This window comes from Halodesulfovibrio oceani subsp. galateae (assembly GCF_055397225.1).
This window is the reverse complement of sequence record NZ_AP042453.1, coordinates 2,024,561-2,038,603: the sequence shown is the minus strand read 5'-3', so window position 1 is coordinate 2,038,603 and position 14,043 is coordinate 2,024,561. Positions and strand designations below refer to the sequence as shown.

At 45.5% G+C, this 14,043-nt stretch carries 14 protein-coding genes and 1 tRNA gene; all 15 read left to right on the top strand.

Annotated features, from left to right (window positions below; translation table 11 throughout):
* Position 1: 1 nt before the first annotated feature.
* The 15 genes from secY (at position 2) to lon (ending at position 13,924) form a co-directional block, all read left to right on the top strand.
* A complete protein-coding gene (gene secY, locus ACZ5V1_RS09120) occupies positions 2-1,309 on the top strand; it encodes a preprotein translocase subunit SecY (RefSeq protein ID WP_464391586.1) in 1,308 nt (435 codons plus the stop codon).
* Between the two features lie 9 nt (positions 1,310-1,318).
* On the top strand, positions 1,319-2,086 hold the full coding sequence (gene map / locus ACZ5V1_RS09115) for a type I methionyl aminopeptidase (RefSeq protein ID WP_160716047.1): 768 nt from the start codon (positions 1,319-1,321) through the stop codon (positions 2,084-2,086).
* A 120-nt stretch (positions 2,087-2,206) separates the two neighbouring features.
* Positions 2,207-2,320: a 50S ribosomal protein L36 gene (gene rpmJ / locus ACZ5V1_RS09110; protein ID WP_020001440.1), complete on the top strand. Its 114-nt coding sequence runs from the start codon at positions 2,207-2,209 to the stop codon at positions 2,318-2,320.
* An 18-nt stretch (positions 2,321-2,338) separates the two neighbouring features.
* The gene (gene rpsM, locus ACZ5V1_RS09105; RefSeq protein ID WP_464391585.1) at positions 2,339-2,710 is read left to right on the top strand and encodes a 30S ribosomal protein S13; all 372 of its coding nucleotides are present in this window, start codon (positions 2,339-2,341) and stop codon (positions 2,708-2,710) included.
* 162 nt (positions 2,711-2,872) lie between these two features.
* Positions 2,873-3,262 (top strand): 30S ribosomal protein S11, encoded by a 390-nt coding sequence (gene rpsK / locus ACZ5V1_RS09100; protein ID WP_160716043.1) that lies wholly within the window; start codon positions 2,873-2,875, stop codon positions 3,260-3,262.
* Between the two features lie 17 nt (positions 3,263-3,279).
* Positions 3,280-3,906, top strand: a complete 627-nt coding sequence (gene rpsD / locus ACZ5V1_RS09095; protein ID WP_373794672.1) for a 30S ribosomal protein S4 — start codon at positions 3,280-3,282, stop codon at positions 3,904-3,906.
* Between the two features lie 13 nt (positions 3,907-3,919).
* Positions 3,920-4,963 carry a DNA-directed RNA polymerase subunit alpha gene (locus ACZ5V1_RS09090; protein WP_160716041.1) on the top strand — a complete coding sequence of 348 codons (1,044 nt, stop codon included), beginning with the start codon at positions 3,920-3,922 and terminating at the stop codon, positions 4,961-4,963.
* Positions 4,953-5,408, top strand: coding sequence for a 50S ribosomal protein L17 (gene rplQ, locus ACZ5V1_RS09085; protein ID WP_160716039.1), 456 nt, complete (start codon positions 4,953-4,955; stop codon positions 5,406-5,408). The genes ACZ5V1_RS09090 and rplQ overlap by 11 nt, the downstream gene beginning before the upstream one ends.
* Positions 5,409-5,511: 103 nt before the next feature.
* Entirely contained in the window at positions 5,512-6,438 is a 927-nt protein-coding gene (locus ACZ5V1_RS09080; RefSeq protein WP_464391584.1) for a selenium metabolism-associated LysR family transcriptional regulator, read from the top strand.
* Positions 6,431-7,492, top strand: coding sequence for a selenide, water dikinase SelD (gene selD, locus ACZ5V1_RS09075; RefSeq protein ID WP_464391583.1), 1,062 nt, complete (start codon positions 6,431-6,433; stop codon positions 7,490-7,492). The genes ACZ5V1_RS09080 and selD overlap by 8 nt, the downstream gene beginning before the upstream one ends.
* Before the next feature lie 198 nt (positions 7,493-7,690).
* Positions 7,691-7,775, top strand: a tRNA-Leu gene (locus ACZ5V1_RS09070).
* An 81-nt stretch (positions 7,776-7,856) separates the two neighbouring features.
* Positions 7,857-9,170 carry a trigger factor gene (gene tig / locus ACZ5V1_RS09065; protein WP_464391582.1) on the top strand — a complete coding sequence of 438 codons (1,314 nt, stop codon included), beginning with the start codon at positions 7,857-7,859 and terminating at the stop codon, positions 9,168-9,170.
* A 260-nt stretch (positions 9,171-9,430) separates the two neighbouring features.
* The gene (clpP, locus tag ACZ5V1_RS09060; RefSeq protein WP_464386788.1) at positions 9,431-10,033 is read left to right on the top strand and encodes an ATP-dependent Clp endopeptidase proteolytic subunit ClpP; all 603 of its coding nucleotides are present in this window, start codon (positions 9,431-9,433) and stop codon (positions 10,031-10,033) included.
* A gap of 11 nt (positions 10,034-10,044) precedes the next feature.
* On the top strand, positions 10,045-11,295 hold the full coding sequence (clpX, locus tag ACZ5V1_RS09055) for an ATP-dependent Clp protease ATP-binding subunit ClpX (RefSeq protein WP_464391581.1): 1,251 nt from the start codon (positions 10,045-10,047) through the stop codon (positions 11,293-11,295).
* Between the two features lie 154 nt (positions 11,296-11,449).
* Complete coding sequence (gene lon, locus ACZ5V1_RS09050; RefSeq protein ID WP_464391580.1) at positions 11,450-13,924, top strand: endopeptidase La; 2,475 nt, start codon at positions 11,450-11,452, stop codon at positions 13,922-13,924.
* Positions 13,925-14,043 lie beyond the last annotated feature (119 nt).

Below are 14,043 nucleotides of genomic sequence, written 5' to 3'. Positions count from 1 at the left end.
CGTGGCGCTCAGTGGTGTTGATAATCTGGCGAAACAGCCAGAACTGAAAAAGAAATTGTTGTGGACCTTCTTCTTACTCGCTGTATACCGTATCGGTATTCATGTACCTGTTCCAGGTGTTGACACGGCAGCGTTGTCTGATTTCTTTGCCAGCGTTCAAAACACCCTGTTCGGCCTGTTTGACATGTTTTCCGGGGGCGGACTTCGTAATTTGTCGATCTTCGCCCTCGGTATCATGCCCTATATTTCTGCCTCTATTATCGTACAGCTTTTGCAGGTAGTTTCACCTGATCTTAAGCGTATGGCAAAAGAGGAGGGGGCTTCTGGTCGTCAGAAGATTACCCAGTACACTCGATATGGTACTGTTCTCATTACCATCATTCAGGGTCTGGGTATTGCTGTTGGTCTGGAAAGTATGACCAGTCCAATTGGCGCACCAGTTGTACTAACAGCCGGATGGGCTTTCCGACTCACCACTATCATTACGCTTACCGCAGGTACCGTTTTGATTATGTGGATAGGCGAGCAGATTACTGAAAAGGGTGTGGGAAATGGTATTTCCTTAATCATCTTTGCCGGTATTATTGCTGGTCTTCCGGGTGCCCTTTTTAGATCCTTTAACCTTGTTGGCGCGGGTGAACTCAGCATTTTTGTTGGTCTTCTCATTCTCGTCGTCATGGCAGCAGTTTTAGCATTCATTGTCTTCATGGAGCGTGGTCAACGCCGTATCCCTATTCATTACGCTAAGCGTCAAATGGGTAGAAAAATGGTTGGCGGACAGACAACACACCTTCCACTGCGAATTAACACCGCTGGTGTTATTCCTCCAATTTTTGCATCTTCCTTGCTTATGTTCCCGGCTACAATCGGCACATTTGCACCAGATGTAGAGTGGATTCAGCAGTTCTCAGCATGGTTCGCTCCTCAGACAATTGTATATAACATCATTTTCATCGCTCTCATTGTATTCTTCTGTTTCTTCTACACTGCTATTGTCTTTGATCCAAAAGACATTGCAGAGAATCTGAAGAACTCAGGCGGCTTTATTCCTGGTATTCGTCCAGGTATCAAGACGAAAGAGTACATTGATAAAGTACTTTCCAGAATTACTCTCTGGGGTGCTTTTTACATCGCAGCCATCTGTGTTCTTCCAATGCTTCTCATTGCAAAGCTTAACGTCCCGTTCTATTTTGGCGGAACAAGCCTCTTGATTATCGTTGGGGTAGCAATGGACTTTATGTCACAGGTGGAGTCTCACATGATCTCTCGCCAATATGAAGGACTTATGAATAAGTCTAAAAAAAGGTAGAAAGCTGAAGTGAAAAAATACCGCGGTGTATTTTTAAAAAATGAGAAAGAAATTGGCCTCCTTCGGGAGGCCAATCGAATTGGTGCTATCATTCTTGACGTTCTGGGTGAACACGTTCGCCCAGGCGTTAAGACTATTTTTTTCCATGAGCTGACAATGAACTTGTGCAAACAGTTCAATGTTAAACCAGCATTCCTTGGTCTCTATGGATTCCCGTATTCTTTATGCTGTTCGATTAACGAAGAAATCGTTCACGGTTTCCCGTCTGATCGCGAGCTTAAAGAGGGTGATATAGTTTCTTTTGATGTTGGGGTCCTATTTGAAGGTTTTTATGGTGACAACGCCAGGACTTTTGCTGTAGGTAGTGTATCGGAAAAAGCTCAAAAGCTTATCGATGTTACTCGTGAGTCTCTCATGAAAGGTATCGAGCAAGCTTGCCCAGGGAATAATCTTAATGATGTTTCCAGAGCAATTCAGGAACATGCTGAATCTCATGGATTTGGTATTGTCCGTCGTTTCGTAGGACACGGCATCGGCCGTAAACTTCATGAAAAGCCGGAAGTTCCTAACTTTGTTCCGCAGGGTAATGCGGGACTCCCACTGAAAGCTGGGATGGCAATAGCTATTGAGCCTATGGTCACTGAAGGGTCCTTTGAAGTTGATATTCTCGACGATCAATGGACTGCAGTAACCAAAGACAGAAAGCTTTCTGCTCATTTTGAGCATTCTATTGCTATTACATCAGATGGACCAGTTATTCTGAGTTTGTCTGATTAATTGAGTCAGTACATGTTATTTGTATTGACTACTTGTGGAACTTGGTGTTACTGACCTCAGTTCTGGGCTTATTCAGCTCAGTTTTTGTTGTGTCAGAAGATCCAGACTATGGAGTCAAAGATGAAAGTCAGGCCTTCAGTTAAGAAAATGTGCTCTAAGTGCAAGGTTATCCGGCGCAAGGGCATCCTGAGAGTCATTTGCGAAAATCCCCGACATAAACAGCGTCAGGGCTAAGCATACCAGGAGTAAATTGTGGCTCGAATTGCAGGTGTAGATCTCCCAAGAGGTAAGCGTGCTGATATCGCCCTTACCTACATTTTCGGCATTGGTCGTCATACCGCTCTCCAGATCCTCGACACCGTAGGTGTTGACTGGACACGTAATATTGACGATGTCACTGCGGAAGAAGTTAACGAGATCCGTAAAGTTATTGAGCAGGACTACAAGGTAGAGGGCGACCTCCGCCGCGAAGTATCTTCCAACATCAAACGTCTTATGGACTCCGGTTGTTACCGTGGTCTGCGTCACCGTCGCGGTCTTCCTGTGAGCGGTCAGCGTACTAAGACAAACGCACGTACCCGTAAAGGTCCACGTCGCGCTGTTGTTGGTAAGAAGAAGAAGTAAGTCCATCCTCATGTAGGATCAGGCGTGGAATCTCTCCCGAGCCTAAGGATGCTTTCATATGATGCAACTCCTTAGACCCGGCGTATCACGGCTTAGTCGTACTAAGCTCGTATGAGGTTCCCAACCCCATCTATCAATTAATCTAGTTGAGAGAGTATAGTTATGGCTAGACCCAAGCGTACGGGCAAGAAGAAAGAAAGAAAGAATATTCCCGTAGGGATCGCCCATATCCAGGCTACCTTCAACAATACCATTATTACCTTTACCGACACTCGTGGTAACGCAGTAAGTTGGGGATCCGCAGGCCAGGCTGGCTTTAAGGGTTCCCGTAAGTCTACTCCGTTTGCTGCTCAGGTTGCGGCTGATGCTGCTGCCAAAAAAGCACAAGACAACGGAATGCGTACTGTCGGTATCTACGTCAAAGGTCCAGGTACCGGTCGCGAAGCCGCCATGCGTGCTATCAACGCTGCTGGATTTAAGGTTGCGTTCATTCGTGACGTTACCCCGATCCCTCACAATGGCTGCCGTCCACCTAAGAGACGTCGCGTCTAATACAAGAGGAGATTGTTTTGGCTAAATATAATGGTGCTAAGTGTCGCATTTGTCGACGCGAAGGTTCAAAGTTATTCCTGAAAGGCGATCGCTGTTACACTGATAAATGCGCGTTCGACCGCCGTCCATACGCACCTGGACAGGCAGGCCGTTCCCGCAAAAAAGTAAGCGATTACGCAGTTATGCTGCGCGAGAAACAGAAAGTTCGTCGTATGTACGGCATTCTTGAAAAACAGTTCCGCAGCTACTTTAAAAAGGCTGACATGCAGAAAGGCGTTACTGGTGAAAACCTGCTCGCTCTTCTCGAACGTCGCCTCGATAACGCGGTGTTCCGTCTCGGTTTTGCTAACTCACGTCAGCAAGCTCGTCAGATGGTTCGTCACGGCGTATTTACACTCAACAACCGTCAGGCAAACATTCCTTCTATGCAGGTGAAAGTTGGCGACGAGATCGTTGTTGTAGAAAAACATCGTAAAGATCCAGTTCTGGCGGAAGCTCAGGAAGTTATCGCTCGACGCGGTTGTCCAAATTGGCTGGAAGTTGACGCCCCTAACTTCAAGGGTTCCGTTAAGGCTCTGCCTCAACGCGAAGACATTCAGTTCCCAATCAACGAACAGCTGATTGTCGAGCTCTACTCCAAATAAGCGGGTTTAAAGCATGCTCATCAAACAAGGCGACAGAACTATTAATACTCGCAACTGGTCTGAGTTGGTTAAACCGGACACCATTGCGCGTATCGGCGAAGGCAACACGCAGTACGGTAAGTTTGTATGCGAGCCTCTTGAACGTGGATATGGTAACACCATTGGCAACTCGTTGCGTCGCGTGTTACTTGCTTCCCTTCAGGGTGCTGCCGCTGTTGCAGTAAAAATGTCAGATGTACATCACGAGTTCACCACTATTGAGGGCGTTCTTGAAGATGTTACTGATATTGTACTGAATCTTAAGTCAGTACGTTTTGCTATGGACACGGAAGAGCCTCAACGTATTGAGTTCACCGCGAACAAGCAGGGCGCTGTAACTGCCGAAGCCATTAAAGGCAACCAGCACGTGATGGTTCTTAATCCGGACCAGCCACTATTCACTCTGACCGAGGACAAAGAAGTTACTTTTGAACTCGAGATCAGAATGGGTAAAGGTTACGTGCCAGCAGACACGCATGAAGGACTTAGCGATGAGATTGGTCTTATCAAGCTTGACGCAAGTTTTTCACCAGTTCGCAAGGTTGCCTACACTGTTGAGCAGGCCCGTGTTGGCCAGATGACCAACTATGACAAGCTCATCCTTGAAGTGTGGACTGATGGTTCAGTTTCACCAGAGGATGCCATTGCCTACAGTGCAAAGATCATTAAAGAACAGATCTCTGTTTTCATCAACTTTGACGAACGCATCTCTGAAGAAGAAAACGAACAGGCGTCTGCTGATAGCGGCCTGAACGAAAACCTCTTCAAAGGTATCGATGAACTCGAACTTTCAGTTCGTGCTACTAACTGCCTTAAGAGTGCAAATGTTGCATTAGTTGGTGAACTTGTTCAGCGTACTGAATCTGAAATGCTTAAAACCAAGAACTTTGGCCGTAAGTCACTCGACGAAATTCGTCGCGTGCTTGGCGAAATGGAACTTGATTTTGGTATGCAAGTTGATGGCTTTGAGAAGAAATACCAGGACTGGTTGAAGAGGAAGCAGCAAAATGAGGCATAGAAAATCTGGAAAGAAATTCAGCAGAACACCTTCACATCGTAAGGCTATGTTTCGCAACATGGCGAAGTCTCTGCTGACTCATTACTCTCTTCGTACCACCGTGGTTAAAGCTAAAAGCCTGCGTGGCGTTATTGAGCCGCTGATTACTCTTGCTAAACGCAACGATCTTCACGCTCGCCGTCAGGCTTACAAAGTTCTTGGTTCCCACCAGCTCGTTAAGTTCTTGTTCGATGAAATCGGACCGCTTTTCGAAGGTGTACCAGGCGGCTACTCACGTGTTATCAAGCTCTCTACTCCACGTAAGGGCGATAACGCACCGATGGCTGTGATTGAACTTATCCGCAAGCCCGGTGTAGAAGAATCTGACTCCGCTGCTCCTATGAGCAAGGATCAGAAAGACGAAGCAGTTAAACAGGCTGTAGAAGCTGCTAACGCAGCTGAATAGTCGATTTATCTGTCTCGCACTATGCATATTAAGGCCGTTGTTTTTACAACGGCCTTTTTTTGTGTCTATTGCAGTATTTCATTTTTCGATGTATTCAATAGATATGATTGATTACAGAAAGTTAGAAGCGTTTTGCAAGGTTTATGAGTTACAGAGTTTTTCCCGTGCAGGGAAAGATCTTTTTTTATCTCAACCTACCATAAGCGCGCATGTTTCCGCGCTTGAGTCAGAGTTAAACGTCCCACTTCTTGATAGAATGGGGCGCATTGTTTTGCCTACAGAAGCAGGTACAATTCTGTATAAATATGCCAAAAAGGCTTTTTCATCTATTAATGCGGCGAAAGCAGAAATAGCGCAGCTGCATGATGAAATTGCCGGTGAAATAGTCATAGGTGGCAGTACGATTCCCGCCCATTATCTGCTACCTCGCGTGATGGCCAAGTACATGTTGAAAAACACGAACGTGGATGTTTCACTGAAAGTGGCAGATTCAGAAGCAGTTATTCAAAAATTATCTGATGGTGATCTTTCGATCGGCGTTGTTGGCGCATTCGAAAATGATCCAGAACTGACGTTTATTCCTATTGTCGATGATGAATTGGTGGTTATTGCTCCTCCTTCATATGCTTCAATGAAGGAGCCATTGTCAGCTGAGACTCTTGAGAATCACAGCTGGGTAATGCGCGAACGAGGCTCCGGTACACGTAAGTCTTTTGCCAATGCTCTTGCAGAGCATAATGTCGATATCCGTTCTCTTCCGTCTGTTGTACAGGTTGAATCTACCAATGCAGTTATTCAATTTGTTAAAGCCGGTATGGGGCTTTCTATCACATCCAGACTTGCAGTTGCAGCAGAAGTTGAACGCGGGGAGCTTATAGTACTCCCTGTTTCAAATATGAAGCTGAGTAGACAGTTCTTCTGCGTGTATCATAACCGGCGTCACTATTTCCCCGCTATTCATAGCTTTATTCAATTTTTAAAGGATGAAACTCGTTCAACGCGAGTTAATGCAGGTATTGTGCATGAGTAAGCCTACAATTAAAATGGTGGATACTGTTAAAGCGGCTGGTTGAGCTGCTAAAATTGCTCCAGGGGACCTGGAGGAGATTTTACAGTCACTGCCACGTGCTGCAGAGAGAGAGCAGGGCAGGGTGCTTACCGGTACAACTAATAATGAAGATGCAGCAATTTTGTCTTTTCCGGCAGGTAAAGCCATTGTGCAGACTCTTGATTTTTTTACGCCTATTGTGAACGATCCATATCGGTTCGGGCAAATTGCTGCCGCGAATTCGTTATCTGATGTGTACGCAATGGGGGGCACTCCGTGGTGCGCTATGAATATTGTTTGTTTCCCCGTCAAAAGCATGCCTAAAAGTATGTTGAGTGAAATTATTCGAGGCGGGTACGATAAGATCGTCGAGGCAGGCGCGGTGCTGGCTGGTGGACATAGTGTTGAAGATGCGGAAATAAAATACGGACTTTCTGTGACAGGGTATGTTGAGCCGGACGGGTATGCCTCTAATGCTGGTTTGCAGCAGGGCGATGTCCTGATTCTTACAAAACCGGTTGGTACCGGTGTGCTTGCCACTGGTGTTAAAGCCAGCTGGGATGGCTGTGAGGAAATGGAAGAACTACTATATAGATGGTCAGCACGGTTAAATAATATTGGCGCTGAGCTTATTCGTCAATTTACGCTGAAAGCCGCGACAGACGTTACCGGATTCGGACTTGGCGGACATGTTTTAGAGATGGCACAGGCATCAAAAGCACTCGTTGCTATTGACTCCGAGGCCGTACCTGTGCTTGATAAGGCGCTGGAGTTGGCAAGTATGGGATTGGTGCCTGAGGGCAGCCATGCAAACAAGCTTCACTGTAAAAATGCAACAGAAGTTGCTGAGGGTGTTGACTCTTTGCGGGTTGATCTTATATTTGACGCTCAGACATCAGGCGGGCTTGTCTTGGCTGTGCCTGAAGCACGTGTCGAAGAGGCTATTTCCTTCCTTTCAGAAAGAGGCGAGATGGCTGCTGTGATCGGAGAAGTACTAAAAAGCGGTACAGAGTGCGGAACATTGCTTATTCGTTAGTAATAGTGACGTAAAAATGTTTGTAAGTAGCTTCGTCTACTTAGAGCTTTTTTTCACAAGAAATGTAATTAATTGCATTTTAATGCTTGAACTCTGTGCGCAGCAATGGTAAATGTCTGCGCCTTCGACATGTTACCAAGTAAGCAAGCAAGGACATATAAATCCTTGTTGCGGTAAAAGTCGTACATATGAATGAATGCGAGAGTGGCGGAATTGGTAGACGCACCAGATTTAGGATCTGGCGGTTAATCCCGTGAGAGTTCGAGTCTCTCCTTTCGCACCATATATTTCTATCCGGTACTTCACTTTATTGATGGCCGGAGAATTTTTCTAATTTTCCACTGGACAAGAAGGAGCGTGAGCCATGGAATATAAAGTAGAAGATCTGTCTCCGGTTAAGAAGCAGATTAATATTACTGTTCCTGTGGACGAGGTTAATGCTGCACTTGCTGCAACAATCGCAATGTACCGCACCAACGTAGACCTCAAAGGTTTCCGTAAAGGTAAAGTACCTACCAGCGTAATCGAAGGTCGCTTTAAGAAAGAAGTTTATTCTGAAGCAACTCAGGACCTCGTTAACGTTCACATCAACGAAGTAATCGGCGAAGGTGAACTTTCCCCGGTTTCTCGTATCGACTTTGACGGCGGCGAACTCGTTCGTGACGAAGAGTTCACCTACTCTATCTCCTTCGAAGTTATGCCAGCTTTTGACCTTCCAAACTACGAAGGCATCGAAGTTGAAGAAGAAAAAGTTGTTGTAGACGAAAAAGAAGTTGACGAAGTACTCGACCGCATCCGTGGCAACATGGCTGAAAACGTAGTAATCGCGGAAAACCGCGCTGCTAAAGACGGTGAGATTGCTGTAATCGACTTTGCTGCTTACGAAAATGGTGAGCCTCTTGAAGGTGTATCCGCTGAAAACTTCCAGATGACTCTTGGTGACAAGCAGGCTCTCGAAGATTTTGAAGCACTCGTAAAATCAATCACTGTTGGTGAAGCTGGCGAAGGCGACGTTACCTTCCCTGAAGACTTCATCAACCCTGAGTTCGCAGGTAAAACTGTGACCATGAAAGTGACAGTACACGGCATTCAGGAGAAAAAACTCCCTGAACTCAACGACGAACTCGCTAAGAAAGCTGGCGGTTTCGATTCCATTGAGAAAATGCGTGAAGCTGTTGTAGAATCCTACAAAAGCAGCCGCCTGCAGCTTAACAAATCTCAGGCTCAGAAAACCATGCTTGATTCCCTTCTGAAAACTGTCGACTTCCCGATCCCAGCCACTATGGTTGACGGTCACGTAGACAGCCTCATTCAGGAACGTATCGAACGTCTCGAGCGTCAGGGCAAGTCTGTTGAATCTCTTGGTAAGACTCCGGAAGAGCTTCAGGCAGAAGTTCGTCCAGAGGCAGAAGAGATCGCAAAAACTCAGGTTTTCCTTATTGCAGTAGCTAAAAAAGAAGGCGTAGAAGTAGCTGACCAGGAAGTTGATATGCAGCTTCACCAGATTGCACAGCGTGCAGGTCAGGAATTCCACGTAGTTAAAGATTACTACTCCAAAAACAACCTTCTCTTTAGCCTTCGTGACCGTCTCCTTGCTGATAAAGCAATGGACGCAATCTACGAAAAAGCTAACGTTACTGAAGTTGAGCCAAAGAAAGAAGAAGAAAAAGAAGACTAAGTTCTTTTTTACTTTCTTCAGATTAGACAATATAAACGGGGCGGCATATATGCTAGCCCCGTTTTTTTGCTTTATATTGTAAGTTATCACAAATAGAGTCTCTTTGCTTCTTGAGCAGTTGGGTCAACTTCTGCTAGGTTGCTATAAGTCCGTTTGTAAGAACGGGTAGTGCACATCTGTTATATTTGATGCGTACATTCGCTGCCCTTTTTTTTTCAAGCCTACAAAATATACTTTTTTACCACTGTTAGGAGTGCGTTATGGCAGTGCCTATTGTTATTGAAACCACCGGTCGGTCTGAACGTGCCTACGATATTTACTCCCGTTTGCTTAAAGACCGGATTATTCTCCTCGGAACTCCAATTGATGATCAGATCGCTTCATTAATTTGTGCTCAGCTTTTGTTCCTGGAATCAGAGAATCCTGAAAAAGAAATTTACATGTATATCAACTCTCCTGGCGGATCAGTTACCGCAGGGATGGCAATTTATGATACCATGCAGTATATTTCTGCTCCTGTTGCGACATTATGCATGGGACAAGCTGCAAGCATGGGTGCGTTACTGCTGGCTGCCGGTGCCGAAGGTAAACGTTTCTCTTTGCCTCACAGCCGTATTATGATCCATCAGCCGCTTGGCGGAATTCAGGGGCAGGCTACGGATATTGAAATCCACGCCAAAGAAATTCTGCGGTTAAAAGATTCCTTGAACGGTATTCTTGCACATCACTCAGGGAAACCGATTGAAACTGTTGTTGAACACACAGAACGTGATTACTTCATGGGTGCGGAGCAAGCAAAGGACTTTGGCCTTATCGACGAAATCCTCGTATCCCGTAATGACATTCTCAAAACAGAGAAGTAGTGGAATACCATATGGATAAAAACTCTATCGAACAAAACGAAGAGCTCAATTGTACTTTCTGCGGTAAAGGACAGGAGCAGGTTGCTCGTCTTATTGCAGGTCCAGAAGTTTACATTTGTGACGAGTGTATTGCTCTTTGTAACGAGATTATCGCGCAGGAAAGTGTTGAAGCCACAGAAGATGGTGATCAGCTTCTTACTCCTGAGGAAATTAAAAGTAAGCTCGACGAGTATGTTATCGGTCAGCATCAGGCCAAAAAGATTTTGTCTGTTGCTGTACACAACCACTACAAGCGTGTGTTCTTTGAGCACAAGCTTGGTGATGTTGAGCTTGAAAAAAGCAACATTCTTCTTGCCGGTCCTTCCGGTAGCGGTAAAACCCTGCTGGCAAAAACTCTTGCACGCGTTCTTAACGTTCCATTTGCTATTGCAGATGCAACAACCCTCACAGAAGCAGGGTATGTTGGTGAAGACGTAGAGAACATTCTTGTGCAGCTTTTGCAGAATGCTGATTACGACATCGAATCCGCTGCAAAAGGTATTATCTACATCGATGAGATTGATAAAATCTCCCGCAAAGGTGACGGCCCTTCCATCACCCGTGACGTGTCCGGTGAAGGTGTACAGCAGGCACTTCTTAAAATTATTGAAGGTACTGTAGCTAACATTCCACCTAAAGGTGGCCGTAAGCATCCTCAGCAAGAGTTTATCCGTATGGATACCTCTAATATCCTGTTTATTGTCGGCGGCGCGTTCATTGGTCTTGATAAGATCATTGAAACACGCATGAGCGGCAAAGCAATGGGCTTTGGTGCAAAAATTACGGTTAAGGAAGAGATGTCCCTCTCCTCCTTGTTGTCACAAGTACAGCCTAACGACCTTGTAAAGTTTGGTCTTATTCCTGAATTTATCGGGCGTATTCCTGTAATTACTTGTGTTGAAGAGCTTGGCGAAGACGACCTTGTACGTATTCTTTCTGAGCCTAAAAACGCGCTTGTACGTCAGTACCAGAAGCTTTTTGAATTCGACAAAGTTTCATTACGTATTACCACAAACGCCCTTAAAGCGATTGCCCGTCAGGCCATTGAGCGCAAGACTGGTGCTAGGGGACTGCGTAACGTAATGGAATCTATTATGCTTGAAATTATGTACCACCTTCCCTCCCTTAAGGGCGTTAAGGAGTGCGTAGTAAACAGAGCGGTAGTTGAAGAAGGAAAAGAGCCTATGCTCATTTATGAGAATGAGGCAAAGACTGCTTCTTAATTAGATAGTTATCAAAATGCATCACATGAATGTGTGATGCATTTTGAGTATATTCAGCTGAAGCAATTGACAATTCGGCACCGAGACTTAAATATCTCGTTGTGCCTCTTGTCTTCCTTGCGGAAGAGTGCACGGCACGAAACGAGGAGGATATATGACTGAGATTGGAACAAGCGACGAAAAGCGTCTTGCTACCATTCAACTCCCACTGATGTCCCTGCGGGAAGTAGTAATGTTTCCGCGTTCGATTATTCCTTTGTTTGTTGGTCGTGAGGCCTCCATCAAAGCTATCGAGCATGCTATTGCTGATAGCAGTAAAGAGATTTTTCTTGTTGCTCAACGTGAGCCGGAAATGGAAGTTCCTGAAGCAGACGATCTCTTCGAGATTGGTACTGTTTCTAAAGTGCTTCAGATGCTCAGACTGCCTGACGGTACCATCAAGGTATTGTTTGAAGGTCTGTACCGTGCACGCTGGACTTCTGCCGGTGTTGAAAAACTCGAAGCAGAAGAAGAGGGCGAAGAAGAAGTAACTTTTGTTCTCGCCAACATAGCTCCTATAGAAGAAAATGATATTGAAGGTACGGAAGCGGAAGCGCTTGCTCGTGCTTGTCATGACTCTTTGGAAGAGTACGCAAAAATTAATAAAAAACTCGCTCAGGAAACCCTGCTCGCCATCAACGCGGTAAGCTCTGTTGGCAAATTGGCAGATGCCATTATGCCGCACCTTAAAGTTGATTACCGAATGAAACAGGAAGTTCTTGAGCTTACAGATCCTGTTCAGCGACTTGAGAAAGTGTACGAACTCCTTCAGGGCGAAATTGCGATTACATCAATGGAAAAACGCATTAAAAACCGCGTTAAACACCAGATGGAACGTAACCAGAAAGAGTACTATCTTAACGAGCAGATCAAAGCGATCAATAAAGAAATGGGTCGCGACGATGATCCGCAGGAAGAACTGAACGAACTTGAGGCAATTCTTAACAGCAAAGATATGCCTGATGAAGCTCGTGACCGAGGCTTGCGTGAGCTGAAAAAGCTTCGTGCTATGCCTGCTTCTTCCGCAGAATACACTGTTGTTCGCAACTACATTGACTGGATTGTAGACCTGCCTTGGAACAAGCTGAAAGAAACTCCGATTGATATTGATGGAGCACGCTCTATTTTGGATGAAGACCACTTTGGTCTTGAAAAGCCGAAAGAACGTATTCTTGAATTCCTCGCAGTGCAGAAGCTTGCAACAAAGCTGAAGGGTCCTATCCTTTGTCTTGTAGGCCCTCCGGGTGTTGGTAAAACATCACTTGCTCGTTCTATTGCACGTGCAACAAACCGTGATTTTGTTCGTCTGTCTCTTGGCGGCGTACGTGATGAAGCGGAAGTTCGCGGACATAGACGTACCTATGTTGGTGCGTTGCCGGGTAAAATTATTCAGTCTCTCAAGCGAGTGGATTTCAACAACCCGCTCTTCTGCCTTGATGAAATTGATAAAATGAGTACTGACTTTAGAGGTGACCCTTCCGCGGCGTTGCTTGAAGTACTTGATCCCGAACAGAACGGTACATTTAATGATCACTACCTTGATTTAGACTACGATCTGTCTCAGGTGTTTTTCATCACAACAGCCAACAGCTTGCAGTCCATTCCGCTTCCACTTCAGGACAGAATGGAAATTATCCAGCTGCCGGGTTATCTTGAAACTGAGAAAAAACGCATCGCTCGTGATTTCTTGCTGCCAAAACAAATTGATCAGCACGGCATTAAGAGTGAAAATCTGCGAATGTCTGATAACGTGATTATGGATATTATCCGTCACTACACCCGCGAAGCAGGTGTACGTAGCCTTGAACGCGAAATTGCATCTATCTGCCGTAAGGCCGCAATGCGTGTTGTAGAATCGGATGATATGGACAAACTTGTTTCTGTAACAACTCAGAGTCTCTCCAGCATGCTCGGTGTTAAACGATACCGTTATGGCGAAAGAGAAGATGAGGCGCAGATTGGTGTAACAACCGGTCTTGCATGGACAGAGATGGGTGGCGAGTTGCTGTTGGTAGAAACTGCAATTATGCCGGGTACCGGCAAAGTTTCCACCACTGGTAAACTTGGTGAAGTTATGACTGAGTCTGCACAGGCAGCTCTTTCATACATTCGCTCTCGTTCTGGTCTGTTTGGCTTAAAGCCGGACTTCCATAAAACCATCGACATTCACGTTCACGTACCGGAAGGCGCAACTCCTAAGGATGGACCTTCCGCTGGTATTACCCTGTGCACCTCTATGGTATCAGCACTGCTTGGTATTCCTGTACGTAACGATATCGCAATGACTGGTGAGATTACTCTGCGTGGTCGTGTTCTGCCGATTGGCGGTTTACGTGAAAAGCTTTTGGCTGCCCGTCGTGGACTCATCACCACTGTGCTTATCCCTAAAGATAACGAAAAAGATCTTAAAGATATTCCAGCAGACGTTCTTAGAGGTATGACTATTGTACCTGTTGAGAATGTAGATGAAGTGCTTCCATACGCACTTGCAGTCGACTCTGCGGAGATCTACCAGGGAAAGTGTCAGACTAGGGAGCTTCTTGACTCTCTAAAGATTTGTGAGCCTGATGCCGCACAAGTTACGCATTAAGTGCTCACAAAAAATATAGAATAAAAAAGACCGTCCTTTGGGCGGTCTTTTTTTTGTCTGTTCATCCGAATGATATTCTATTTAAGTTTTCCATGCCAACGCCGATAGTGAATGTAACT